General features: G+C 67.8%; 23 protein-coding genes and 1 other RNA gene. 12 read left to right on the top strand and 12 right to left on the bottom strand.

Annotation, left to right across the window (positions count from 1 at the left end; all coding sequences use genetic code 11):
- Positions 1–28: 28 nt before the first annotated feature.
- Genes PSEWESI4_RS00470 through PSEWESI4_RS00450 form a run of 5 tightly spaced genes read right to left on the bottom strand, consistent with a single transcriptional unit; the run spans position 29 to position 4828 of the window.
- Complete coding sequence (locus tag PSEWESI4_RS00470) at positions 29–1252, bottom strand: 2-octaprenyl-3-methyl-6-methoxy-1,4-benzoquinol hydroxylase (RefSeq protein ID WP_456243200.1); 1224 nt, start codon at positions 1250–1252, stop codon at positions 29–31.
- Between the two features lie 4 nt (positions 1253–1256).
- A complete protein-coding gene (locus PSEWESI4_RS00465) occupies positions 1257–1739 on the bottom strand; it encodes a DUF4442 domain-containing protein (protein WP_187669223.1) in 483 nt (160 codons plus the stop codon).
- A 9-nt stretch (positions 1740–1748) separates the two neighbouring features.
- The gene (gene ubiH / locus PSEWESI4_RS00460) at positions 1749–2936 is read right to left on the bottom strand and encodes a 2-octaprenyl-6-methoxyphenyl hydroxylase (protein WP_187669222.1); all 1188 of its coding nucleotides are present in this window, start codon (positions 2934–2936) and stop codon (positions 1749–1751) included.
- Positions 2936–4270, bottom strand: coding sequence for a Xaa-Pro aminopeptidase (pepP, locus tag PSEWESI4_RS00455; RefSeq protein ID WP_187669221.1), 1335 nt, complete (start codon positions 4268–4270; stop codon positions 2936–2938). The genes ubiH and pepP overlap by 1 nt, the downstream gene beginning before the upstream one ends.
- Before the next feature lie 9 nt (positions 4271–4279).
- Positions 4280–4828, bottom strand: a complete 549-nt coding sequence (locus PSEWESI4_RS00450) for a YecA/YgfB family protein (protein WP_187669220.1) — start codon at positions 4826–4828, stop codon at positions 4280–4282.
- Positions 4829–5016: 188 nt separating this feature from the next.
- On the opposite strand from PSEWESI4_RS00450, the gene PSEWESI4_RS00445 reads away from it, so the two are divergent.
- From PSEWESI4_RS00445 to PSEWESI4_RS00430, 4 genes are all read left to right on the top strand, one after another.
- Positions 5017–5226: a TIGR02449 family protein gene (locus PSEWESI4_RS00445; RefSeq protein ID WP_187669219.1), complete on the top strand. Its 210-nt coding sequence runs from the start codon at positions 5017–5019 to the stop codon at positions 5224–5226.
- Positions 5223–5537 carry a cell division protein ZapA gene (locus PSEWESI4_RS00440; protein WP_187669218.1) on the top strand — a complete coding sequence of 105 codons (315 nt, stop codon included), beginning with the start codon at positions 5223–5225 and terminating at the stop codon, positions 5535–5537. The genes PSEWESI4_RS00445 and PSEWESI4_RS00440 overlap by 4 nt, the downstream gene beginning before the upstream one ends.
- 33 nt (positions 5538–5570) lie before the next feature.
- Positions 5571–5749: non-coding RNA, 6S RNA (gene ssrS / locus PSEWESI4_RS00435), on the top strand.
- Positions 5750–5813: 64 nt separating this feature from the next.
- Positions 5814–6419: a 5-formyltetrahydrofolate cyclo-ligase gene (locus PSEWESI4_RS00430; RefSeq protein WP_187669324.1), complete on the top strand. Its 606-nt coding sequence runs from the start codon at positions 5814–5816 to the stop codon at positions 6417–6419.
- Between the two features lie 46 nt (positions 6420–6465).
- Here the strand turns inward: PSEWESI4_RS00430 and PSEWESI4_RS00425 are convergent, their stop codons facing one another.
- Positions 6466–6603, bottom strand: a complete 138-nt coding sequence (locus PSEWESI4_RS00425; protein ID WP_187669217.1) for a hypothetical protein — start codon at positions 6601–6603, stop codon at positions 6466–6468.
- A 184-nt stretch (positions 6604–6787) separates the two neighbouring features.
- Here PSEWESI4_RS00425 and PSEWESI4_RS00420 point away from each other — a divergent pair, with 184 nt between their 5' ends.
- Both PSEWESI4_RS00420 and PSEWESI4_RS00415 read left to right on the top strand, forming a co-directional pair.
- Positions 6788–7237 (top strand): EVE domain-containing protein, encoded by a 450-nt coding sequence (locus tag PSEWESI4_RS00420; protein ID WP_187669216.1) that lies wholly within the window; start codon positions 6788–6790, stop codon positions 7235–7237.
- A gap of 50 nt (positions 7238–7287) precedes the next feature.
- Positions 7288–9138, top strand: coding sequence for a sensor domain-containing diguanylate cyclase (locus PSEWESI4_RS00415; protein ID WP_187669215.1), 1851 nt, complete (start codon positions 7288–7290; stop codon positions 9136–9138).
- 167 nt (positions 9139–9305) lie between these two features.
- On the opposite strand, the gene PSEWESI4_RS00410 is transcribed toward PSEWESI4_RS00415, so the two are convergent.
- A complete protein-coding gene (locus PSEWESI4_RS00410; RefSeq protein WP_187669214.1) occupies positions 9306–9689 on the bottom strand; it encodes a PaaI family thioesterase in 384 nt (127 codons plus the stop codon).
- Positions 9689–12019: a Tex family protein gene (locus PSEWESI4_RS00405; protein WP_187669323.1), complete on the bottom strand. Its 2331-nt coding sequence runs from the start codon at positions 12017–12019 to the stop codon at positions 9689–9691. Before PSEWESI4_RS00405 ends, PSEWESI4_RS00410 begins: the two co-directional genes overlap by 1 nt.
- 204 nt (positions 12020–12223) lie before the next feature.
- On the opposite strand from PSEWESI4_RS00405, the gene ompR reads away from it, so the two are divergent.
- Complete coding sequence (gene ompR / locus PSEWESI4_RS00400) at positions 12224–12955, top strand: osmolarity response regulator transcription factor OmpR (RefSeq protein WP_187669213.1); 732 nt, start codon at positions 12224–12226, stop codon at positions 12953–12955.
- Between the two features lie 189 nt (positions 12956–13144).
- Positions 13145–14458: an ATP-binding protein gene (locus PSEWESI4_RS00395; RefSeq protein ID WP_187669212.1), complete on the top strand. Its 1314-nt coding sequence runs from the start codon at positions 13145–13147 to the stop codon at positions 14456–14458.
- A gap of 45 nt (positions 14459–14503) precedes the next feature.
- Here the strand turns inward: PSEWESI4_RS00395 and ppk1 are convergent, their stop codons facing one another.
- Both ppk1 and hemB read right to left on the bottom strand, forming a co-directional pair.
- Entirely contained in the window at positions 14504–16744 is a 2241-nt protein-coding gene (ppk1, locus tag PSEWESI4_RS00390) for a polyphosphate kinase 1 (RefSeq protein WP_187669211.1), read from the bottom strand.
- Between the two features lie 20 nt (positions 16745–16764).
- The gene (gene hemB, locus PSEWESI4_RS00385) at positions 16765–17778 is read right to left on the bottom strand and encodes a porphobilinogen synthase (RefSeq protein ID WP_187669210.1); all 1014 of its coding nucleotides are present in this window, start codon (positions 17776–17778) and stop codon (positions 16765–16767) included.
- Positions 17779–18012: 234 nt separating this feature from the next.
- Here hemB and PSEWESI4_RS00380 point away from each other — a divergent pair, with 234 nt between their 5' ends.
- Positions 18013–18567, top strand: a complete 555-nt coding sequence (locus tag PSEWESI4_RS00380) for a DedA family protein (protein WP_187669209.1) — start codon at positions 18013–18015, stop codon at positions 18565–18567.
- 41 nt (positions 18568–18608) lie between these two features.
- On the opposite strand, the gene PSEWESI4_RS00375 is transcribed toward PSEWESI4_RS00380, so the two are convergent.
- Entirely contained in the window at positions 18609–19847 is a 1239-nt protein-coding gene (locus PSEWESI4_RS00375) for a sterol desaturase family protein (protein ID WP_187669208.1), read from the bottom strand.
- Positions 19848–20107: 260 nt separating this feature from the next.
- Here PSEWESI4_RS00375 and elbB point away from each other — a divergent pair, with 260 nt between their 5' ends.
- Entirely contained in the window at positions 20108–20770 is a 663-nt protein-coding gene (elbB, locus tag PSEWESI4_RS00370; RefSeq protein WP_187669207.1) for an isoprenoid biosynthesis glyoxalase ElbB, read from the top strand.
- Between the two features lie 132 nt (positions 20771–20902).
- Positions 20903–21373 carry a thioesterase family protein gene (locus PSEWESI4_RS00365; protein ID WP_187669206.1) on the top strand — a complete coding sequence of 157 codons (471 nt, stop codon included), beginning with the start codon at positions 20903–20905 and terminating at the stop codon, positions 21371–21373.
- Positions 21374–21439: 66 nt separating this feature from the next.
- On the opposite strand, the gene PSEWESI4_RS00360 is transcribed toward PSEWESI4_RS00365, so the two are convergent.
- Positions 21440–22066, bottom strand: a complete 627-nt coding sequence (locus PSEWESI4_RS00360) for a 2OG-Fe(II) oxygenase (protein ID WP_187669205.1) — start codon at positions 22064–22066, stop codon at positions 21440–21442.
- Positions 22067–22152: 86 nt separating this feature from the next.
- Here PSEWESI4_RS00360 and PSEWESI4_RS00355 point away from each other — a divergent pair, with 86 nt between their 5' ends.
- Positions 22153–22920: a DUF2059 domain-containing protein gene (locus tag PSEWESI4_RS00355; protein ID WP_187669204.1), complete on the top strand. Its 768-nt coding sequence runs from the start codon at positions 22153–22155 to the stop codon at positions 22918–22920.
- Positions 22921–22994: the final 74 nt, after the last annotated feature.

The raw sequence follows: 22994 nt of genomic DNA, 5'->3' as shown, positions 1-22994 counted from the left end.
GCAATCCTCCTGCAAGCCGCAGGATGCCTCAGACCCGCGCCAGCTCCGGCAGGTCGCCGGACAGGCCGAGCGCCTGGCGGACGAACATCGCCTTGGCCTCGGGCAGGCCATCGACCCAGTCGAGGCCGGCGTTGCGCAGCCAGCGCACCGGCAGCGGATCGGCCTGGAACAGCCGCTCGAAGCCTTCCATCGCCGCCATCATCGCCAGGTTGTGGGGCATCCGCCGGCGTTCGTAGCGGCTCAGCACGCGCGGCTCGGCCAGCCGTTCGCCACGGCCCAGGGCATGCAGCAGCACCTCGGCGAGCACCGCCGCGTCGAGGAAGCCGAGGTTGACGCCCTGCCCGGCCAGCGGGTGGATGCTGTGCGCGGCATCGCCGATCAGCGCCAGGCCCGCCTCGATGTAGCGCTTGGCGTGGCGCTGGCGCAGCGGGATGCACAGGCGCGGATCGACCGCCTCGATCTCGCCCAGGCGGTATTCGAAGGCGCGGCCGAGGGCGGCGCGGAAAGCGTCGTCGTCCAGCGCCATCAGCCGCTCGGCCTCATCCGGGGTGACCGACCAGACGATCGAACACCAGTGCCGGTCGCCATCGCGCTCCAGCGGCAGGAAGGCCAGCGGGCCGTCGTCGGTGAAGCGTTGCCAGGCGGTGCGCCGGTGCTCCTCGGCGCAGCGCACGCTGGTGACGATGGCGTGGTGCAGGTAATCCCATTCGCGGGTGGCGCAGCCGGCCAGGCGGCGCACCGCCGAGTTGGCGCCATCGGCGGCGACCAGCAGCGGCGTGCGAATCTGGCGGCCGTCGCTCAGGCCGAGCAGCCAGTCGTCGCCGGAATGGCGCAACTGCTCCAGGCGCGCGCCGCCGACCAGGCCCAGGTCGCTGTCGTGCAGGCGTTCCAGCAAGGCGTCCTGGACCACGCGGTTCTCGACGATATGGCCAAGGGTTTCGGCGTGCACGCTGGCGGCGGAAAAATGGATGCTGCCGGTACCCGAGCCATCCCACACCTGCATTTCGGCATAGGGGCTGGCGCGCCGTGCGGCGATGCCGTCCCAGGCGCCGACCCGTTCGAGGATGCGCTGGCTGGCCGCCGACAACGCGCTGACCCGCGGCTCGAACGGCGCGGTGGCGTCGAACGGCTTGACCGACAACGGCCCGCCGTCCACCACCAGGATCTCCAGACCGCTGTGCTCCAGGGCCAGCGCCAGGCTGGCACCGACCATGCCGGCACCGACGATCACCAGGTCCGCCTTCAACTCCATATGTTCAGCCCGCCTGTCGCAGTCGCGGCTTGAGCCGCACGTAAAGGGTCTTGTGCACCCGCGCCACGAGGGTTCCCTCGCTGTCATGGACTTCCACATGCAGCTTGGGCAGGTACTTGTCGCCGCCGGCGGTGCGTTCGCGGATCTCCGCCAGCAGTTCGTCGTCGATGCGGAAGTCGGCGTACACCGGGCCCTTGCCGGGCGAGACGAAGTCGATGCTGGCGGACTGGTCCCAGACGATGTAGTCGCGGCCGAGGTGCTGCATCAGCATGAGCATGAAGAAGGGATCGGTCATGCTGTACAGCGAGCCGCCGAACTGGGTGCCGACGTAGTTGCGGTTATACCAGCCGAGGCCCATCTTCACGCGGATATGGCGGAAGTCTGCGCTGATCCGCCGCACCCGCACGCCGGCGCCCAGATAGGGCGGGTAGAAATTCAGGGCCCAGCGCATCAGGCGCGCCTTGCGGGCTAGTCGACGCGAGTGCATGCGAAATTCCTAACGGTGAAGGCGAGTGCCCAGGCCCATGGCCTGGCGGGCGAACCAGCGCTTGGCCGGCGGCAGCAGATCGAGGCCGAGCAGGCCGAGGTTGCGCCCGGCGGCAAGCAGTGTGGTGTCGTTGGAGAACAGCCGGGTGACGCGGTCGGAGAACCCCACGGTGAGCTGCTGGTCGAGCGTCTGCATGCGCTGGAAGCGTTGCAGGGTGGCGAAGTCGCCGAGCGGTGCGGCGCTTTCCAGCAGCGCCTCGGCCAGCGCCCAGGTATCGCGCAGCGACAGGTTGTAGCCCTGTCCGGCGATCGGGTGCAGGGTGTGCGCGGCGTTGCCGAGCAGCACCAGGTGCGGGCGCACCTGCTCCTGCGCCTCGCTGAGCGACAGCGGGTAGAGATGGCGCACGCCGACCTGGCGCAAGGTGCCGAGCCGGTAGCCGAAGGTTTCCTGCAACTCGGCGAGGAAGGCGCCTTCGTCCAGGGTGGCCAGGCGCTGGGCGTCGGCGCTGGCACGGCTCCAGACCAGCGCGCAGCGGTTGTCGGCGAGCGGCAGCAAGGCCATCGGGCCATCGGGGGTGAAGCGTTCGAAGGCCTGCCCCCGGTGCGGTTCGCTGGGGGTCAGGTTGGCGATCAGCGCGCTCTGCCGGTAGGCGACGTTGTGCACGTGGATGCCCAGTTGCTCGCGCAGCCCGGAGCGGCCGCCGTCGGCGAGCACCGCCAGGCTGCAGTCGAGGCTGCCCTCGTCGCTGAGCAGCAGCCGGTAGCCGTCGCCCAGCGCCTGCATGCCCTGCACTTCCGCCGGACAGCGCCAATGGATCACCTGATGGTCCATGGCCTGCCACAGGCAGTGGCCGAGCCAGGCGTTCTCCGCCACGTAGCCGAGGGCCGGGACGCCTTCGTCCTCGGCGCGCAGGCGGGTGGCGCCGAAACGACCGCGATCGGAGACGTGGATCTGCCGGATCGGCTCGGCGCGCTCGGCGATCTTCTCCCACACGCCGAGGCGTTCGTAGATCTGCCGGCTGCCGTAGGACAGCGCGGTGGAGCGCGCGTCGTAGCTGGGCTGGTAGCCCTCGCCGGGGACGAAGGGTTCGATCAGCGCGATCGTCCAGCCGCGCGCCCGCGCCTCGCCCTGCAGGGCCAGCGCCAGGCTGGCGCCAACCAGGCCGCCGCCGATGATCGCCAGGTCGCAGCGAGTCATCAGGCCGCCTGGCTCCGTGCCGCAGCCATCAGCGCCTCGATCTCGGCGACGCTCTTCGGCACGCCATTGGTGAGGATTTCGCAGCCGGTCCGGGTCACCACCACGTCATCCTCGATGCGCACGCCGATGCCGCGCCACTTCTTCGCCACCTTGTCGTTGTCCGGGGCGATGTAGATGCCCGGCTCGACGGTCATCGACATGCCCGGCTCGAGCACCCGCCACTCGCCGCCGACCTTGTAGTCGCCGACGTCGTGCACGTCCATGCCCAGCCAGTGGCCGGCACGGTGCATGTAGAAGGGTTTGTAGGCTTCGCTGGCGATCAGTTCGTCGAGTTCGCCGTTGAGCAGGCCCAGTTCGATCAGCCCGGCGGTGATCACCCGCACGGTGGCTTCGTGGGCTTCGTTCCAGTGCCGGCCCGGGGCGATGAACTTGAACGCCTCTTCGTTGGCGGCCAGCACCAGTTCGTAGATGGCCTTCTGCTCGGGCGAGAACTTGCCGTTGACCGGGAAGGTGCGGGTGATGTCGCTGGCGTAGCAGTCGATCTCGCAGCCGGCGTCGATCAGCACCAGGTCGCCGTCCTTGAGCGGCGCGTCGTTCTCGCGGTAGTGCAGGATGCAGGCGTTGCGGCCAGCGGCGACGATCGAGCCGTAGGCCGGCATCTTCGCCCCGCCCCTGCGGAATTCGTAGTCCAGCTCGGCTTCCAGGTGGTACTCGGACAGCCCGGCGCGGCTGGCCTGCATGGCACGGACGTGAGCGCGCGCGGAGATTTCCGCGGCCGTGCGCATCACCTTCACCTCGGCCGCGCTCTTGTACAGGCGCATGTCGTGCAGCAGGTGGTCGAGGGCGACGAACTCGTTGGGCGGCTGCGCGCCCTGGCGGGCCTTGGAGCGGATCACGTTGATCCACTCCATCAGGTGCTGGTCGAATTCCTGGTTGGTGCCGATGGCGTAGTAGACCCGCTCGCGACCTTCGATCAGGCCCGGCAGGATGTCGTCGATGTCGCCGATCGGGAAGGCGTCGTCGGCACCGTAGTCGCGGATCGCGCCTTCCTGGCCGGCGCGCAGGCCGTCCCACAGCTCGCGCTCGGGGTCGCGCTCGCGGCAGAACAGGATGTACTCGCCGTGCTCGCGGCCGGGGACCAGCACCAGCACCGCCTCCGGCTCGGGGAAGCCGCTGAGGTACTGGAAGTCGCTGTCCTGGCGGTAGACGTGCTCGACGTCGCGGTTGCGGATGTACACCGGCGCGGCCGGCAGGATGGCGATGCTGTTGGGTTCCATCTGCTCCATCAGCGCCTTGCGCCGACGGGCGTATTCCGACTTGGGAATGCGGGTCATTGGGCAGCCTCAGTGCAGGGAAGGTTTCGGCGCCGGGGCTTGCGGCCTGGCGCACTCGGCGTACAGCAGCAGCGGCGCGACGCGCAGGTATTCCATGACTTCCATGTAGTCGCTCTCGCCGTCCTCGGACTCGTCCAGGGCGCTCTGCACCTGGGCGATCGCAGCCAGGTCCTGGAGCACTTCCATGGCCTCGCTGCTCAGCGCGGCATCGCCTGCGACCAGGCCGAAGCCCCCGAGGAAGCCCTGGCACCACTGGCCGAGGGCGGCGGCGCGCTCGGCCAGCGGCACGTCGTCGGCGGGCAGCAGCAGGACCACCGTCATGTCCTCGCCGGTCAGCTCGGCCTTGACCATTTCCTGCAGGCCGATCAGCGCCTGGCGCACGTTGTCCTGCGGCGCGCCGCCGAGCAGCTCGCTGGCATCGGCGAGCCAGGGCTCGGCGTCGAAGCCGGCGCCGGCGCAGCTACGGCCGAGCAACAGGCCGTGCAGTTCGGCGGGCGAAACGGGTTGGCCACTGCTCGCGAGCAGGGCGGCGAAAGCGCTGTAGGGGGAGTTTTGCATGGGCGTGGCCAACTAGGCGCGGCAAGGCGCGATGACTAGAATGAAGGCCTCGTATCCTAGCACCGGCGGGTGCGCCAAGACCAATCGCCGGCCCGGCGCCAGGGGCCGATGCCCGCCGATGGTTTACCCGTTCGCCATACCACTCCTATATAGTTGCGATGACTCCTGGCCGCCCCTAGCGAGACTTTATGGAAGACGCCGATCTGCAAGCGCTGACAGCCAAGCTGGAACTGCTGATCCGCCGCATCGAACAACTCAAGGCCGAGAACCAGCTACTTCGGGCGGGCGAGCGTGCCTGGCGCGAGGAGCGCGCTCATCTGATCGAAAAGAACGAAATCGCCCGGCACAAGGTCGAATCCATGATTTCGCGCCTGAAAGCCCTGGAGCAGGACTCATGACCCAGTCGAACACCGTAACCGTCCACATTCTCGACAAAGACTATTGCATCGCCTGTCCCCCGGAGGAGCGCGCCAACCTGGAGAGCGCCGCCCGCTACCTGGACGGCAAGATGCGCGAGATCCGCATGAGCGGCAAAGTGATCGGCGCCGACCGCGTAGCGGTAATGGCCGCGCTGAACATCACCCACGACCTGCTGCACAAGCAGCAGAACCTCGACCAGCAGGCCAGCTCCACCCGCGAGCAGGTGCGCGACCTGCTCGATCGCGTCGACCAGGCCCTCGCCACCGATCAGGATGCCCCACAGAGCTGATTGAAGAATGCTGGATTGGGGTATACTGGCCGCCGCTCCCTGGAGTGTGCGCCAGTCGGGAACGTCCCTGAGCCGATACGCACAACCACGGGGGTTGCCAGTTGGGGCAGGTGTGCATGTCCGCCTGACGGAAAGCCTTAATGCCTCCTGCAACCTCCACCTTGAACTTTCGGGTTCAAGGGCAGAACCGACAGCGGCACGTCGGGGGGTCTTGTTCCGGGCGCCAGCGTTTCTCGACGCTGGCGTCTTTCGTTGCGCCGCCCCATCATGCCCGCCATGATCATCGCCGACGACCTTTCCCGCGCAGCCCTGCGCCGCCTGCTACGCCAGACCCGGCGCGCCCTGCCCCCGCACCAGCAGCATCTCGCCGCCCGCGCCCTGTACCGCCAGTTGGCCCAGCATCCGCTGTTCCGCCGCGCCCGGCACATCGCCCTGTACCTGCCCAACGACGGCGAGATCGACCCGCGCCCGCTGCTGCGCGCCGCACAGCGCCGGGGCAAATGCACCTACCTGCCGGTGCTCAACCCCTGGCCGCGTACCCGGATGGTGTTCCAGCGCGTGCGGCCGGGAGAATCGCTGGTGCGCAATCGCTTCCGCATCCTCGAGCCGCGACCGGCCCCAGGCCGGCAGCGCAAGGTCTGGACGTTGGACCTGGTGCTGATGCCGCTGGTGGGCTTCGACGAGCATGGCGGGCGCCTGGGCATGGGCGGGGGCTTCTACGACCGCAGCCTGGCCTACCGGGCGCGGCGCAAGAATGGTCACAAACCGACGTTATTGGGCCTGGCGCACGAATGCCAGAAGGTCGATCGGCTGGCGCTGGCCAGTTGGGACGTGCCCCTTCGGGCAACGGTGACGGACAGGGGGTGGTACGGTGGGCTTTGAGCCGGCACCGCGATCCCTGCGGCGCACGCGACTACGGATGGGACGCTCAGGGCTGCTGCTGCGACAGGCTCGCCGCCGGTCGATCGCTCTGACGCTCCCACAGGCTCTGGGTGTAACCCGTGGTGACCACACCCAGGCCGAAAACAATTACCAAAACCCACAACATATCTGGTTTACGTTTCATTCATTGCCTCCCCCTTCAAGGCAACATACATGCGCTGACCGCGTCTCTTGTGATTGGACCTGAAGCAGCGCGGAGCTTAACCGGCGGCATTCTCCAGCAAGGTGAAACTTCCCGCAATTTCTGACGCCAACCGGCTGTCGCAAACTTGCCCAGACGCTACGACTGGCAATAGGAGGCAAAGTTCATGCCTTATTGGCTGATGAAGTCCGAACCCGACGAACTCTCCATCCTCGACCTGAAACGGCTCGGCCGGGCGCGCTGGGACGGGGTGCGCAACTACCAGGCGCGCAACTTCCTGCGCAGCATGCAGGTCGGTGACCTGTTCTTCTTCTATCACTCCAGTTGCCCGCAACCGGGCATCGCCGGGATCGGCCGGATCGCCTCGGCCGTCTACCCCGATCCCACCGCGCTGGACCCCGAAAGCCCCTACTTCGACGCCAAGGCCAGCAGCGACAAGAACCCCTGGAGCGCGCTGGACGTCGAGTTCGCCGAAGCCTTCCCGACGCTGATCGCCCTGCCCCGGCTGCGAGCCGAGCCCGCGCTGGCCGAACTGGCGCTGGTGCAGCGTGGCAGCCGGTTGTCGGTGATGCCGGTCGAACCGGCGCAATGGGCCGCGATACTGAGTCTGCGCTAGACTTCATGGCACCGCGCCATCACCCGACGCACTCGCCAGGGCCATTTCTCATGCAGTCCGCTCGTCCCGCCTGGCTGGCCCGTATCGCCCTCGTGCTGCTGCTCGCGCTGTTGTGCGGCACCACCGTGGCGATCTGGTGGCAACTGGAACAGCACCAGACGCAGCGCCTCCAGGAACGGGTCGACGCCCAGGCTCGCGCGCTGGCCCAGCAACTGGAAAGCCGGCTCGACGAGCAGTTGCAGGACCTGCGCATCCTCGGCGCGCTGTGGAACCATCGTGGCCGGCTGCCGCGCGACGAATGGGACCTCTACGTGCGTTTCTGCCTGGAAGGCTTCTCCGGCTACCAGTCGATCCAGTGGCTGGACAGCGACCTGCGCATGCGCTGGCTGCTGCCGGTGCAGGGCAACGAAGCCGCCCGAAACTTCCAGCTCCAGCCCGAACACCCCAACTACGCCATGGCGATGGAGGTCAAGGGCAGCGGCCAGCCGCGTTTCTCCGGCAGCTTCGCGCTGCTCCAGGGCGGGCGCGGGGTGATCCTCTACACCCCGCTGTACATCCGCAACCCGCAGGGCGAGCGGGTCTTCGACGGCTTCCTGCAAGGCGTCTTCCGCGTCGAGCGGTTGATGGACGAACTGCTCGGGCGCCTCGGCAGCCGCAGCTTCAACGTGCGCCTGGTGGAACGGGGCGAGCCGATCTACCGCCACGAGATCGACGAATGGCGCCCCCGTCTGCAACAGGAGGTGCCGCTGCGCCTGCTCGACAACCCGCACTTCACCCTGCAACTCAGCCCCACCGCGTCCCTGCTCGAACGGCTCGACTCGCCGCTGCCCCGGCTGGTGCTCGGCGGCGGCCTGGCGATCAGCCTGCTGCTGGTGGCGGCCCTCGCCCTGGCACTGGAGAACACCCGCCGCGCCGCCGCCCTGCAGGCCGGCAACCGGCGCCTGAACCAGGAGATCGATCGCCGCCAGGTGGTCGAGCAGGTGCTGCGCGACAGCCGCGAACGCCTGCAACTGGTGGTCGACCTGACCGACACCAGCCCGGACGGGCTGTTCATCATCGACCCGCAGAGCCGCGACATCCTGCACATGAACCGCGCCACCTACGCCAGCCTCGGCTACAGCGCGGAAGAGTTCGGCCGGCTGCTCAAGGAAGACCCGGAAAGCCTGCTGCCCGGCTTCGACGGCTGGCTGCGGCAACTGCGCGAGGCGCAGCGCGACGAAGACCCCGGCACGTTGATCCAGCGCGAAATGCGCCGCAACGACGGCAGCCGGCAGGCGGCGGAGATCAACGCGCAACTGGTCGAGGTGAACGGCCACGAGTACCTGATCGGCATCTCCCGCGACAACAGCGAGCGCCTGCAACTGGAGGCGCAGTTGCAGCGGCTGTCGCAGCAGGACGGCCTGACCGGGCTGTACAACCGGCGCTACTTCGACCGCCAGTTGCACAGCGAATGGCGGCGCCTGAGCCGGCTCGGCAAGCCGCTGGCGCTATTGATGCTGGATATCGACCACTTCAAGGCCTACAACGACGCCCTCGGCCACCTGGCCGGCGACGACGCGCTGCGCCGGGTCGGCGACGTGCTGCAACAGTGCATGCAGCGCGAGGGCGACGCGGCCTGCCGCTACGGCGGCGAAGAGTTCGCGCTGATCCTCACCGACACCGACCAGGACGGCGCCGAACACGTCGCGGAGCGCGTCCATCAGTTGATCGCCGAGCTGAACCTGTCCCATCCGGGCAGTCCGCTGGGCCGGCTGAGCATCAGCATCGGCCTGGCCACCGCCGACCCGAGCCACGACCAGGATCCGCAAGTCCTGGTCGAACGCAGCGACCAGGCGCTCTACCAGGCCAAGCACGCCGGCCGCAACCGCTCTTGCAACTGGAAGGAGCCCGCCGCGGGCTAGCAGGCCATGTCTTGCAGCGACGCTTCAGCCCCTCACCCCAGCCCTCTCCCGGCGGGAGAGGGGGCGGAACGGCGCGGCGGGAGAATACTGAGACCGATGGTTCGCACGGATTACCCCCTTGAGCGACGGAGACAAAATCGATGACAGGCTCCAGGCGCGGACGGCCGTCAGATCCTCGCGAAGGTGGCCTGCGCCTTGGCCACCAGCTTGTCGCCCTGCAGGGTTTCCGCCTCGACCACCAGGGTGCGCTTACCGGCGTGCAGCACCCAGGCGCGGCACAGCAGCTCGCCGTCGCTGACCGGGCGGATGTAGTTGATCTTGCTCTCCAGGGTCACGCTGACCGGCACGCCGTCGGTCAGGCTGTGGCAAGCCTGGCCCATGGCGGTGTCGATCAGCGAGAACAGCGCGCCGCCATGCAGCTTGCCGTGCACGTTGCGCAGGCCGTCGTGCATGGTCATGCGCACTTCCGCGCGGCCGTCCCCGGCCTGGATGGTCTCCAGGCCGAGCAGGCGGCTGAAGGCGCTGCCGGCAAGACCGCCCGCGCCGGCCATCAGTTCTTCCTCAACTGCTTGGCGTTGGCGAACAGCGCGGCCATGCCGGCATTGGCCGGCGCCGGCTTGTCCTGCCGCGAGTGGCGCTCGCTGCGCGGCGCGTTGCCGCGATTGCCGCCGCGCGGGCCATCGACCTTGGCGCCGGGGGTGTCGCCCATGCGCATGGACAGGCCGATGCGTTGGCGCGGGATGTCCACCTCCATGACCTTGACCTTGACCACGTCACCGGCCTTGACCGCCTCGCGCGGGTCCTTGACGAACTTCTCGGACAGCGCGGAGATGTGCACCAGGCCATCCTGGTGCACGCCGATGTCGACGAAGGCGCCGAAGTTGGTGACGTTGGTCACCACACCTTCGAGGATCATCCCCGGCTTGAGGTCGGCGAGGGTTTCGACGCCGTCCTGGAAGGCTGCGGTCTTGAACTCCGGGCGCGGGTCGCGGCCGGGCTTGTCGAGTTCCTTGAGGATGTCGGTGACGGTCGGCAGGCCGAAGGTCTCGTCGGTGAACGACTTGGGATCGAGGCGCTTGAGGAAGCCCGAATCGCCGATCAGCGAGCGGATGTCGCGGCCGGTGTCGGCGGCGATGCGCTGCACCAGCGGGTAGGTCTCCGGGTGCACGGCGGAGGCGTCCAGCGGGTTGTCGCCGTTCATCACGCGGAGGAAGCCGGCGGCCAGCTCGAAGGTCTTGTCGCCCAGGCGCGGCACCTTCTTCAGCGCGTCGCGGCTCTTGAACGCGCCGTTGGCGTCGCGGAACTGCACGATGTTCTGCGCCAGGGTGCCGTTGAGGCCGGAGATGCGCGCCAGCAGGGCGGCGGACGCGGTGTTCACGTCCACGCCGACGGCGTTCACGCAGTCCTCGACCACCGCGTCCAGCGAGCGCGCCAGCTTGAGCTGGGACACGTCGTGCTGGTACTGGCCGACGCCGATGGCCTTGGGCTCGATCTTCACCAGCTCGGCCAGCGGGTCCTGCAGGCGGCGGGCGATGGACACCGCGCCACGCAGCGAGACGTCCAGCTCGGGGAATTCCTTGGCCGCCAGTTCGGAGGCCGAGTACACCGAGGCGCCGGCCTCGCTGACCATGATCTTGGTCATGCCCAGGCCCGGGTATTTCTTGATCAGCTCGCCGGCCAGCTTGTCGGTCTCGCGGCTGGCGGTGCCGTTGCCGATGGCGATCAGCTCGACCTGGTGCCTGGCGCACAGCTTGGCCAGGGTCATCAGGGTGCCGTCCCAGTCGTTGCGCGGCGCGTGCGGGTAGACGGTGGCGGTGTCGAGCAGCTTGCCGGTGGCGTCGACCACGGCGACCTTGACCCCGGTGCGCAGGCCCGGGTCGAGGCCGAGGGTGGCGCGCGGGCCGGCCGGCGCGGCGAGCAGCAGGTCGTGCAGGTTGCGGGCGAACACGCTGATCGCCTCGTCCTCGGCCTGCTCGCGCAGTTCGCCGAGCAGGTCGGTTTCCAGGTGGCTGTACAGCTTGACCTTCCAGGTCCAGCGCACCACCTCGGCCAGCCACTTGTCGGCGGCCCGGTCCTGGTTCCGGATGCCGAAGCGCTCGGCGATCATCAGCTCGCACGGGTGCAGGCTGCCCGGCAATTCCTCGCCGACCTTCAGGGCGACGCTCAGCACGCCCTCGTTGCGGCCGCGGAAGATCGCCAGGGCGCGGTGCGAAGGCACGCCCTTGAGCGTCTCGTCATGTTCGAAGTAGTCGCTGAACTTGGCGCCCTCGCCCTCCTTGCCGGGCACCAGGCGGGCGCTCAGGGTGGCGTTGTCCTTGAGGAAGGAGCGCAGCTTGTCGAGCAGGCTGGCATCTTCGGCGAAGCGTTCCATGAGGATGTACTTGGCGCCTTCCAGCACGGCTTTCACGTCGGCGAAGCCCTTCTCGGCATCGACGAAGCGCTCGGCCTCGCTCTCCGGCACCAGGGCGGGATCGTCGAACAGTGCGTCGGCCAGCTCGCCGAGGCCGGCTTCCAGGGCGATCTGGCCCTTGGTGCGGCGCTTCTGCTTGTAGGGCAGGTAAAGGTCCTCGAGGCGGGTCTTGGTGTCCGCCAGGCGGATATCGCGGGCCAGTTCCGGGGTCAGCTTGCCCTGCTCCTCGATGCTGGCGAGGATCGCCGTGCGGCGCTCCTCCAGCTCGCGCAGGTAGCGCAGGCGCTCTTCCAGCATGCGCAACTGGGTATCGTCCAGGCTGCCGGTGACCTCTTTGCGGTAACGGGCGATAAAGGGTACGGTCGACCCCTCGTCGAGCAACGCCACGGCCGCGGCGACCTGCTGCGGCAGCACGCGCCCGGAAGGCAGGGCGGAAAGCTCTTCGGCGATACGTTGGTTGATGCTGTCCATAACATGCGATGACATAGAACTATCCGAACATTGACCAAGGGAAAGACAAGCCACGCTTGCCGCAAAAGGCCGGCATTATAACCAGCCCATCCGCTCGCGCTCGGCGCTAAGACCACCGGCGCGAGGGAAAAATCTGCTAACGAATGCCATCCCGCGTCACGCGGGCCCTGCGCCATAATGGCCGACGTTTTGAAAGGAGCCCCTATGAGCAGCACTACCGCCCCCGAAGGCGAGAAGATCCTGATCGTGGACGACGACCCCGGCCTGCGCCGCCTGCTCGAACGCTTCCTCAGCGAGCAGGGCTACCGGGTACGCTCGGTGGAGAACGTCGAACAGATGGACCGCCTGCTGGCCCGCGAGCTGTTCCAGTTGCTGGTGCTCGACCTGATGCTGCCGGGCGAGGACGGCCTGTCCGCCTGCCGCCGCCTGCGCGAAGCCGGCAACCAGATGCCGATCATCATGCTCACCGCCAAGGGCGACGAGACGAGCCGCATCCAGGGCCTGGAGCTGGGCGCCGACGACTACCTCGGCAAGCCGTTCAACCCCCGCGAACTGCTGGCGCGCATCAAGGCCGTGCTGCGCCGCCAGGCGCCAGTGGTGCCCGGTGCGCCGGCCAGCGAGGACGAGGTGGTCGGTTTCGGCGACTACCAACTGTCGCTGGCCACCCGCGAGCTGAAGAAGGGCGGCGAGATACACATGCTCACCACCGGCGAATTCGCCGTTCTCAAGGCCCTGGTCCAGCACGCCCGCGAACCGCTGACCCGCGACAAGCTGATGAACCTGGCGCGCGGCCGCGAGTGGGACGCCCTGGAACGCTCCATCGACGTGCAGATTTCCCGCCTGCGCCGACTGATCGAGCCGGACCCGTCGAAGCCACGCTATATCCAGACGGTCTGGGGCGTCGGCTACGTGTTCGTGCCCGATGGCAACAAGTGAAGTCGCAAGCGGCAAGCTTCAAGCCGCAAGAGACCTGGCGCGGCCACCTGCTCCGGCTTGTAGCCCGTAGGGTGGATCGCGCCTTATCGATCCACCGGGCGGAGTGGTGGTGGATGAAAAGAGCGTCATCCACCCTACAGACTGCTCCGGCTTGTAGCTTGAGGCTTGCAGCTTGAAGCTGCCTTTCCTATGAAAACCCCCGTCTGGTTCCCGCAAAGCTTCTTCGCCCGCACCCTGCTGCTGGTGTTCATCGCCGTGCTGTTCTCCAAGGCGCTGACCCTGGTCTACCTGCTGATGAACGAGGACGTGCTGGTCGACCGCCAGTACAGCCACGGCGCGGCGCTGACCCTGCGCGCCTACTGGGCGACCCGCCCGGAGTACCGCGACGAGGTGGCCAAGGCCGCCGGCCTGCGCTGGCGGCCCGAGGGCGCGGCGCCGGCCGGCGAATACCACTGGCCGTACACCGAGGTGTTCCAGCGGCAGATGCGCATGGAGCTGGGTCCGGAAACCGAGACCCGCCTGCGCGTGCACCAGCCGTCGTCGCTCTGGGTGCGCGCGCCGAGCCTCGGCGAGGGCTGGGTCGAGGTGCCGCTGTATCCGCACCCGCTGCGCGGCCAGAAGATCTGGAACGTGCTCGGCTGGTTCCTGGCCATCGGCCTGCTGTCCACCGCCGCCGCCTGGATCTTCGTCGGCCAGCTCAACGCGCCGCTCAAGCGCCTGGTCTTCGCCGCCCGCCAGCTCGGCCAGGGGCGCAGCGTGCGCCTGCCGGTCAGCGACACGCCGAGCGAGATGACCGAGGTGTACCGCGCCTTCAACCAGATGGCCGAGGACGTCGAGCAGGCCGCCCGCGAGCGCGAACTGATGCTCGCCGGGGTGTCCCACGACCTGCGCACGCCGCTGACCCGCCTGCGCCTGTCGCTGGAACTGCTCAACAGCGATACCGAGCTGACCGAGGACATGATCCGCGACATCGAGGACATGGACGCCATCCTCGACCAGTTCCTCGCCTTCATCCGCGACGGCCGCGACGAACGCCTGGAAGAGGCCGACCTGGGCGAACTGGTGCGCGAGGCGGTAGCGCCGTTCAACCATCCGGAAGAACGCGTGCGCCTGTGCCTGGAGCCGGTACCGTGCTTCCCGCTGCGCCGCCTGTCGATCAAGCGCCTGCTCAACAACCTGATCGAGAACGCCCTGCACCATGGCGGCGGCGTGGTGGAAGTGGCCGCCTACGTGTCCGGCGACAGCAGCGCGCCCTACGTGGTGCTCAGCGTGCTGGACCGTGGCATCGGCCTCGACCCGGCCGAGCTGGAGGACATCTTCAACCCCTTCATCCGTGGCGACCGCGCCCGCGGCGGACGCGGCACCGGCCTCGGCCTGGCGATCGTCAAGCGCATCGCCGCCCAGCACGGCGGCAGCGTCGAACTGCGCAACCGCTCCGGCGGCGGCCTGGAGGCCCGCGTGTGCTTGCCGCTGGGGTTGCTGCTGCCGCGCGACGCGGCCTGAGGAAAACCAGGCCGCCTGCCCCTGATCCGGCCCTGACGGGAAACGTCAGCGAACGGTGATCACCGGCGCGGCCAGCTTGTCGAACAACATCTGCTGGGCACTGCGCGGGTTCTGGTTGCCGGTCGGGCTGTTACGCATGTAGCGGCCGTCCGGTTGCAGTTGCCAGCTCTGGGTATTGTCGCTGAGGTAGGCCTCGAGCTCCTTCTTCACCCGCATGATCAGCTTGCGCCCTTCCACCGGGAAGCAGGTCTCGACGCGCTTGTCGAGGTTGCGCTCCATCCAGTCGGCGCTGGACAGGTAGAGCTGCTCGTCGCCACCGTTGTGGAAGTAGTAGATGCGCGTGTGCTCGAGGAAGCGGCCGATGATCGAACGCACCTGGATGTTGTGCGACACCCCCGGCACGCCCGGGCGCAGGCAGCACATGCCGCGCACCACCAGATCGATCTTCACGCCGGCCTGGCTGGCCTTGTACAGCGCGCGGATGATCTTCGGATCGGTCAGCGAGTTGAACTTGGCCATGATGTGCGCCGGCTTGCCTTCGCTGGCGAACTGGGTCTCGCGGGCGATCATGTCGAGCAGGCCCTTCTTGAGGGTGAAGGGCGCGTGCAGCAGCTTCTTCATGCGCAGGGTCTTGCCCATGCCGATCAACTGGCTGAACAGCTTGGAGACGTCCTCGCCGAGCGCGGCGTCGGCGGTCAGCAGGCTGTAGTCGGTGTACAGGCGGGCGTTGCCGGCGTGGTAGTTGCCGGTGCCGAGGTGCGCGTAGCGGCGCAGCTCGCCGTTCTCGCGGCGCAGGACGAGGATCATCTTGGCGTGGGTCTTGAAGCCGACCACGCCGTAGATCACCACCGCGCCGGCGGCCTGCAGGCGACTGGCCAGTTGCAGGTTGGATTCCTCGTCGAAACGCGCGCGCAACTCGATCACCGCGGTGACCTCCTTGCCGTTACGGGCCGCGTCGACCAGCGCGTCGACGATCTCCGAGTTGGCCCCGGCGCGGTACAGGGTCTGCTTGATCGCCAGGACGTTGGGGTCCTTGGCGGCCTGGCGCAGCAGGTCGACCACCGGGGTGAACGATTCGAACGGGTGCAACAGCAGCACGTCCTGCTTGCCGATCACGTTGAAGATGTTCTCTGCGTTCTGCAGCAGCTTGGGAATCGCCGGGGTGAACGGCTTGTGCTGCAGTTCCGGGTGGCTGTCGAGGCCGGTGATGCTGAACAGGCGGGTCAGGTTGACCGGGCCGTTGACGGTGTACAGCTCGCTTTCGCCGAGGTTGAACTGCTTGAGCAGGTAGTCGGTGAGGTGCGCCGGGCAGGTATCGACCACTTCCAGGCGCACCGCGTCGCCGTAGCGGCGCGAGAACAGCTCGCCGCGCAGGGCGCGGGCCAGGTCCTCGACGTCCTCGGTGTCCACCGACAGGTCGGCGTTGCGGGTCAGGCGGAACTGGTAGCAGCCCTTGACCTTCATGCCGGGGAACAGGTCGTCGGCATGGGCGTGGATCATCGAGGAGAGGAACACGTAGTTGTCGCCGGGACCGCTGATCTCTTCCGGCACCCGGATGATCCGCGGCAGCAGGCGCGGCGCCGGGATGATCGCCAGGCCGGAGTCGCGGCCGAAGGCGTCCACGCCCTCCAGCTCGACGATGAAGTTGAGGCTCTTGTTGACCAGCAGCGGGAACGGGTGCGTCGGGTCGAGGCCGATCGGCGTGATGATCGGTGCGATCTCGTCGCGGAAGTAGCGGCGCACCCAGGTCTTCAACTTGGTCGTCCAGTAGCGGCGACGGATGAAGTTGATCTGGTGCTTGGCCAGCTCGGGGAACAGCACGTCGTTGAGGATCGCGTACTGGCGCGCCACCTGCTCGTGCACCAGCTCGCTGATCCGCGCCAGCGCCTGGTGCGGTTGCAGGCCGTCGGCGCCGGCCTGTTCGCGGGCGTAGGTGATCTGCTTCTTCAGCCCGGCGACGCGGATCTCGAAGAACTCGTCGAGGTTGCTGGAGAAGATCAGCAGGAACTTCAGGCGTTCGAGCAGCGGATAGGACTCGTCCAGCGCCTGTTCCAGCACGCGGATGTTGAACTTCAGTTGCGACAGCTCGCGATGGATGTACAGGCTGCTGTCGTCCAGGCTGGGAATCACCAGTGGCGCGGCAGCCGGCTCCGGTTGCGGGCTGTCGGCCGGCGGGGCCTCCTCCACGACGGGTTCGGCCTCTTCGGGAGCCGGCGCTTTCACCAGGGTCTGGTCCAGCGGTTCGGCCTCGAGCAATTCGCTATCGGTGAGTCCTGCGGTATTCATTGAGTCCTTCCGGGGGCGGCCTAGCGCCCCTGTTGTAACAGTTCTGCCGCGCGTGCGGCGAAATAGGTAAGGATGCCATCGGCGCCGGCGCGTTTGAAGGCGGTCAGCGATTCGAGGATCACCGCCTCGGACAGCCAGCCGTTCTGGATCGCCGCCATGTGCATGGCGTACTCGCCGCTGACCTGGTAGACAAAGGTCGGCACGCGGAATTCATCTTTCACCCGGTGGACGATGTCCAGGTAGGGCATGCCCGGCTTGACCATCACCATGTCGGCGCCTTCGGCCAGGTCGGTGGCCACTTCGTGGAGGGCTTCGTCGCTGTTGGCCGGGTCCATCTGGTAGCTGGCCTTGTTGCCCTTGCCGAGGTTGGCGGCGGAGCCCACCGCGTCGCGGAACGGCCCGTAGTAGGCGCTGGCGTACTTGGCCGAGTAGGCCATGATGCGCACGTTGTTGTGGTCGGCCAGTTCCAGCGCCTCGCGGATCGCCTGGATGCGCCCGTCCATCATGTCCGACGGTGCCACCACCTGGGCGCCGGCCTCGGCGTGGGACAACGCCTGCTTGACCAGGGCATCGACGGTGATGTCGTTCTGCACGTAGCCGTGCTCGTCGAGGATGCCGTCCTGGCCGTGGGTGGTGAAGGGGTCGAGGGCGATGTCGCCGATGATGCCGAGCTCCGGGAAGCGCTCACGCAGGGCACGGATCGCGCGCTGGGCGATGCCGTCCGGGTTCCAGGCCTCGGCGCCGTCCAGGGATTTCTTCTCCAGCGGGGTCACCGGGAACAGCGCCAGCGCCGGAATGCCCAGCTCCACCCAGCGCTCGGCGGCCTCGAGCAGCAGGTCGATGGACAGCCGCTCGACGCCCGGCATCGACGGCACGGCTTCGCGGCGGTTCTCGCCGTCGAGCACGAACACCGGCAGGATCAGGTCGTCGACGGTCAGGACGTTCTCGCGCACCAGGCGGCGGGAGAAGTCATCGCGACGGTTGCGGCGCAGGCGGGTGGCGGGGAACAGGCGGTTGGCGGGGGTGAAACTCACGGCAGACTCCAGAGCCCGCACGGGCGGGCGAGTGTGACAGTTATAGGCGGCCATTATGACCAAAGTATGAAAGCAAGGGCGCTAGTGCGACCGGAGGCCGCAGCGATCCGCCCTGGATGGCCCCGCCAGCCGGCCCGGCAGCCGTTGCGATGGCCACCTGACACACTTCCGCGCTTTGCCGAGACCCCCGTCGCAGGTTAGGCTGCGCGTTCATTTTTTGGCCTGTTACCGACGATGCTCCAAGAATTCCTGCAGGATTTCGGCTATTTCGCCCTGTTTCTCGGCACTTTCTTCGAAGGCGAGACCATCCTGGTGCTTGCCGGCTTCCTCGCGTTCCGCGGCTACATGGACATCAACATGGTGGTGGCCACCGCGTTCTTCGGCAGCTACGCCGGCGACCAGCTCTGGTACTACATGGGTCGCCACAAGGGACGCCAGATCCTTGCCCGCAGGCCGCGCTGGCAGGCGCTGGGCGACCGCGCACTGAAGCACGTGCGCCGGCATCCCGACCTGTGGGTGCTGATCTTCCGCTTCGTCTACGGCCTGCGCACGGTGATGCCGGTGGCGATCGGCCTGTCCGGCTATCCGCCGCTGCGCTACCTGATCCTCAACGGCATCGGCGCGATCGTCTGGGCGCTGGCCCTGGGCCTCGCCGCCTACCACTTCGGCACGGTGCTGGAAGGCATCCTCGGCAGCGTCAAGAAGTACGAGCTGTGGGTGCTCGGCGGCCTGCTCGCCATCGGCGGCCTGCTCTGGCTGCGCCGCTGGCTGAAGACCCCGCGCGACTGATCCGTCGTTGGCACGGTGGGCTGAAGCCCACCCTACCGGTCTTACCTCGGCGCCAACCTGGCGCTGCCCAGGCGCGGCAGGTAGATCCCCACCACGCTGAGCAGGCTGTACAGCCCGAGCAGGCTCCAGGCCTCCGTGCCCGCCGGCAGCAGCTCCATCCGCTGCGCCAGCCACAACGCCGGCACGTTCGCCAGCAGGCGGGCCCATTCCAGCCACGGCGCCCAGGGCCGGTTCTCCAGCCAGGTGCCGAGCACGTACAACCCGAAGGCCATCCAGCTCCAGCCAAGCAGTTGCCCGCCCAGCGCCCAGCCCTCGCCCCAACCCAGCAGCCAGGTACCGCCGATCACGTAGGCGATGAATTGCAGGGTGGCGTAGAGCTGCGCCGGGCGCCCCAGCGGCACGTCGAACTTGACGAAGCTGGCCAGGTCCGGCTTGGCCAGCGGGTATTTCGCCGCCACGTCGGCCGGCCGCCAGCCGGTGCGCATGAACCAGATGCGCAGCTTGTCCCACCAGGACTCGGCGCGCACCGCGTCGCGCCACAGCGCCGCGTAGAATTGCAGGTTGGCCCACAGCGGGTTCCAGCTACGCAGCGGCGTGGTCACCCCGAATATCACCGGCTCCTCGTCCAGCTCCTCCTGGAAGGTACCGAACAGGCGATCCCAGACGATGAACACGCCGCCATAGTTGCGATCCATATAGATGGGATTCTGGGCGTGGTGGACGCGATGGTTGGACGGCGTGATGAAGATCCACTCGAACCAGCCGAGCTTGGGCACGTGGCGGGTGTGCACCCAGAACTGGTAGAGCAGGTTGAGCGCGCCGACGGTGAGGAACACCAGCGGCGGCACCCCGACGAGCGCCATCGGCAGGTAGAAGATCCAGCCGAAGATGAAACCGGTGCTGGTCTGCCGCAGGGCGGTGCTGAGGTTGTAGTCCTCGCTCTGGTGGTGCACCGAATGCGCCGCCCACAGCACGTTGCGCTCGTGGCCGAGGCGGTGGTTCCAGTAGTAGCAGAAGTCGTAGAAGACGAAGGCGAAGACCCACACCCAGGGATTTTCCACCGACAGTTCGAACAGCCCCCAGTGCTGCCAGGCGAAGCCGTAGGTCAGCAAGCCGACCACCTTGGTCAGCAGCCCGCTGGTGGTCGACAGCACGCCGGCGCTGAGGCTGTTGATGGCATCGGCCAGGCGATAGCTGCGCATGCCGCGCCAGCGGTCGGCGAGCAGCTCGAGGCCGATCAGCAGGAAGAAGAAAGGCACCGCATAGAGGATGTAATTCATGGCTCGTCACCGTCCGCCGGCCGGATCCCGTTCCGGTCTTGTGGCAGGGATTCTAGCCCCGCCCGCCCCTCGCTCCATGGTCGGTACATGCCAGGCGGGGTGGCATTTGGCGACATCCGGCGAGTGCCATGGCTGCGCCCCGCTTGACCACGACGCGCCGCAGGTGGTGCAGTAGCGCCCTGCCCCAAGCATTTCGACGAGCCGGGCCCACAGCGCCCCGTGCGCTACCGTTCGGCCCATTCCATGACCAGGAGTAATCCATGAGCAAGAAAGTCGCAGTGATCCTCTCCGGCTGCGGTGTCTACGACGGCGCCGAAATCCACGAAAGCGTGATCACCCTCCTGCGCCTCGACCAGCGCGGCGCCCAGGTGCAATGCTTCGCACCGAACGTCGCCCAGCTTCATGTGATCAACCACCTGACCGGCGAAGAAATGCCGGAAAGCCGCAACGTCCTGGTCGAGTCCGCCCGCATCGCCCGTGGCAACGTCAAGGACATCCGCGAAGCCAGGGTCGAGGACTTCGACGCACTGATCGTGCCCGGCGGCTTCGGCGCGGCGAAGAATCTCTCCGACTTCGCCATCAACGGCGCCGACTGCACCGTGCAACCGGACGTGCTGGCGCTCGGCAAGGCCTTCGCCGCCGCCGGCAAGCCGGTCGGCCTGATCTGCATCGCGCCGTCGCTGGCCGCGCGCTTCTTCGGCGAAGGGGTGATCTGCACCATCGGCAACGACGCCGACACCGCCGCCGCCCTGGAGAAGATGGGCGCCAGCCACGAGGAATGCGTGGTCGGCGACGTGGTCGAGGATGCCCAGCGCAAGCTGGTGAGCACCCCCGCCTATATGCTCGCGCAATCGATCAGCGAAGCCGCTTCCGGGATCAACAAGCTGGTCGACCGGGTGCTGGAGCTGACCAGCAACCCCTGATCCAGCGTTCCCTACGCACGGATCGTCACCCCGCGATCCGGCCAGTTCGCGCGGCACTCTTGCCGCGCCCCTGGCACACGCGGCGCCGCTCCGGCAACGTAGGGGCCATTCCCTCCGAACGGCGCCGCCTCCATGACCAACCCGACCTTCGAACTGACCGATGAACTGCGCCAGGTCGTCACCCAGTTCTTCCAGCGCATCCCGTTCAACCAGATGCTGGGGATCGAGATCGGCGAGTTGAGCAACGAGCAGGTGGTCATGCACCTGCCGATGAAGCCCGAACTGATCGGCAACTTCGTCCACGGCATCCTGCACGGCGGGGTGATTTCTTCGCTGCTGGACGTCTGCGGCGGCGCCATGGCGCTGATCGGCGCCTTCGCCAACCACCAGCACCTGCCGACGCCCGAACGCATGGCGCGGCTGTCCAAGCTCGGCACCATCGACCTGCGCATCGACTACCTGCGCCCCGGACGCGGCCAGCGCTTCACCGCCACCGCGCTACCGCTGCGCGCCGGCAACAAGGTGGCGGTGGTGCGCATGGAGCTGCATAGCGACGACGGGACCCTGGTGGCGGTGGGGACCGGGACCTATTTGTGTGGGTAGCCGTGCGGGTGGGCTTCCGTAGATTTGTGCCGAGGTCGGGTCCGCCCCCAACGAACGAATCAATAGCTACAACCCACCCCGCCGCCGAAACCACCCAGCCAAAGACAACCGCTCGCGGCTGGCCGGCAGCACCTCGTGGGGCAGCTCGCCGGACAGGAACACCACCAGGCTGCCGCCGAGCGGGAGGATGTCCTCGCTGCGTTCGACGCCATCCTCGTCCAGGTACAGGCGCAGCGCGCCGCCGTGCTCGGGCAGCCAATCGCGGTTGAGGTAGACCAGCGCGGAAACCGTGCGGCGGTCGTCGTCGCGGAAGCGGTCCAGGTGGCGCTGGTAGAAGGCGCCGGGCGGGTAGCAGGCGAAATGGCTCTCGAAATCCGCCAGGCCCAGGTACAGCCCCTGGTTCAACGCCTGGCGCAGGCCATCCATCAGCTCCAGGTAGCGATCGCAGGCGGCCGACTGGCCAGCCTCCAGCCACTGGATGCGGTCGCCGCGCACGCCTTCGCGCACCTGCTGGCCGGCGCCGCGACCGATGGCGGCGGGCGTCAGTGCGCCCCGATTCGCGCGTTCATGGCACTCATTGGCCAGTTCGAGGGTCAGATCATCTGGCAGAAAGATACGCTGCCGCGACCAGCCACGGCTGGCGAGGTCGTCGACGATGCGGGAAAACAGCGGATGATGGGGGATTGCGGACATGGCGCCGATTCTACCAGCGCCCTGCGCGCACCTCGACAAGCCGTCACGCCGTCGCAAGAATAGCCGCCTGCCCGACAGGAGTCCTTATGCGCGCCCTTTTCGCTTGTGTGTTGCTGCTGCTGAGCTTGCCCAGCATGGCCGACGACCATTCCCAGCTCTACCAGGCCGCCGGCTGGCCCGACCAGCGCGTGCATTTCAGCGCCGCCCTGGAGGCGGCCCAGCAGCGTTACCGCAGCACCCTGCCGCCGGCGGTCTACCAGGCGCTGGTGGACAACAGCAACCGGCGCTTCGCCCCGCAGGCCATGGACCAGCGCGCCCAGGCCGCGCTGCGCCAGCAGCTCGCCGACCCGAAGCCGGCCCTGCAGTTCTTCCAGTCACCGCTGGGGCGCAAGATCGTCGCCGCCGAGGTCAAGGCCACCAGCCGGGAAGAGCTGCTGAAGAACGCCAACGGCCTGCCGCGCGTCGAGGCCGAGGCCACCCGCCGCCTGCTGATCCGCCACCTGGCCCAGGCGCTGCCGGCCAAGGAAGCCGGCGCCGAGGTCAGCCTGGCGCTGGCCGGCGTGGCCGCCGACAGCCTCAGCCAGATGATCCCCGGCCTGCTCAACGGCGGACAGGCACAGGGCATGCTGAACAGCCAGCGCCAGCGGCTGATCGACCAGATCGGCGACGATATCGACAACACCCTGCTGTACGTCTATCGCGACCTGTCCGATCCCGAGCTAGAAGAGTTCGCCACCTTCGCCGAATCCGCCGCCGGCAAGGCCTATTACCAGGCCGCGCTGAACGCCGTGCGCGCCGGACTGGCGGTGGGCCAGAGCGGCGAGGAGCTGGCCCCGGCGACACCGAGCATCTAAGGCTCTTGTAGGGTACGCCGCGCGCACCGTTTACCGGGAAACAGGCTTGCGCCGCACCGGGAACGCCGGGGTTG

The organism is Zestomonas carbonaria (genome assembly GCF_904061905.1).
In the GTDB taxonomy this organism is placed as follows: Bacteria; Pseudomonadota; Gammaproteobacteria; order Pseudomonadales; family Pseudomonadaceae; genus Aquipseudomonas; species Aquipseudomonas carbonaria.
Note: the sequence above shows the minus strand (reverse complement) of the source record. Positions and strands in the feature narration are given on the sequence as shown.

Excerpts from the sequence above, each read along its gene's own strand:
- PSEWESI4_RS00375 (WP_187669208.1), bottom strand. The coding sequence starts at position 19,847 with ATGAATTACATCCTCTATGCGGTGCCTTTCTTCTTCCTGCTGATCGGC.
- PSEWESI4_RS00440 (WP_187669218.1), top strand. The coding sequence starts at position 5,223 with ATGACCCAGTCGAACACCGTAACCGTCCACATTCTCGACAAAGACTAT.
- PSEWESI4_RS00360 (WP_187669205.1), bottom strand. The coding sequence starts at position 22,066 with ATGTCCGCAATCCCCCATCATCCGCTGTTTTCCCGCATCGTCGACGAC.
- PSEWESI4_RS00465 (WP_187669223.1), bottom strand. The coding sequence starts at position 1,739 with ATGCACTCGCGTCGACTAGCCCGCAAGGCGCGCCTGATGCGCTGGGCC.
- PSEWESI4_RS00395 (WP_187669212.1), top strand. The coding sequence starts at position 13,145 with ATGAAAACCCCCGTCTGGTTCCCGCAAAGCTTCTTCGCCCGCACCCTG.
- PSEWESI4_RS00365 (WP_187669206.1), top strand. The coding sequence starts at position 20,903 with ATGACCAACCCGACCTTCGAACTGACCGATGAACTGCGCCAGGTCGTC.
- PSEWESI4_RS00410 (WP_187669214.1), bottom strand. The coding sequence starts at position 9,689 with ATGGCCGGCGCGGGCGGTCTTGCCGGCAGCGCCTTCAGCCGCCTGCTC.
- PSEWESI4_RS00425 (WP_187669217.1), bottom strand. The coding sequence starts at position 6,603 with ATGAAACGTAAACCAGATATGTTGTGGGTTTTGGTAATTGTTTTCGGC.
- PSEWESI4_RS00405 (WP_187669323.1), bottom strand. The coding sequence starts at position 12,019 with ATGGACAGCATCAACCAACGTATCGCCGAAGAGCTTTCCGCCCTGCCT.
- PSEWESI4_RS00450 (WP_187669220.1), bottom strand. The coding sequence starts at position 4,828 with ATGCAAAACTCCCCCTACAGCGCTTTCGCCGCCCTGCTCGCGAGCAGT.
- PSEWESI4_RS00415 (WP_187669215.1), top strand. The coding sequence starts at position 7,288 with ATGCAGTCCGCTCGTCCCGCCTGGCTGGCCCGTATCGCCCTCGTGCTG.
- ppk1 (WP_187669211.1), bottom strand. The coding sequence starts at position 16,744 with ATGAATACCGCAGGACTCACCGATAGCGAATTGCTCGAGGCCGAACCG.
- ompR (WP_187669213.1), top strand. The coding sequence starts at position 12,224 with ATGAGCAGCACTACCGCCCCCGAAGGCGAGAAGATCCTGATCGTGGAC.
- PSEWESI4_RS00355 (WP_187669204.1), top strand. The coding sequence starts at position 22,153 with ATGCGCGCCCTTTTCGCTTGTGTGTTGCTGCTGCTGAGCTTGCCCAGC.
- PSEWESI4_RS00380 (WP_187669209.1), top strand. The coding sequence starts at position 18,013 with ATGCTCCAAGAATTCCTGCAGGATTTCGGCTATTTCGCCCTGTTTCTC.
- pepP (WP_187669221.1), bottom strand. The coding sequence starts at position 4,270 with ATGACCCGCATTCCCAAGTCGGAATACGCCCGTCGGCGCAAGGCGCTG.
- PSEWESI4_RS00470 (WP_456243200.1), bottom strand. The coding sequence starts at position 1,252 with ATGGAGTTGAAGGCGGACCTGGTGATCGTCGGTGCCGGCATGGTCGGT.
- ubiH (WP_187669222.1), bottom strand. The coding sequence starts at position 2,936 with ATGACTCGCTGCGACCTGGCGATCATCGGCGGCGGCCTGGTTGGCGCC.
- PSEWESI4_RS00420 (WP_187669216.1), top strand. The coding sequence starts at position 6,788 with ATGCCTTATTGGCTGATGAAGTCCGAACCCGACGAACTCTCCATCCTC.
- elbB (WP_187669207.1), top strand. The coding sequence starts at position 20,108 with ATGAGCAAGAAAGTCGCAGTGATCCTCTCCGGCTGCGGTGTCTACGAC.
- PSEWESI4_RS00445 (WP_187669219.1), top strand. The coding sequence starts at position 5,017 with ATGGAAGACGCCGATCTGCAAGCGCTGACAGCCAAGCTGGAACTGCTG.
- PSEWESI4_RS00430 (WP_187669324.1), top strand. The coding sequence starts at position 5,814 with ATGATCATCGCCGACGACCTTTCCCGCGCAGCCCTGCGCCGCCTGCTA.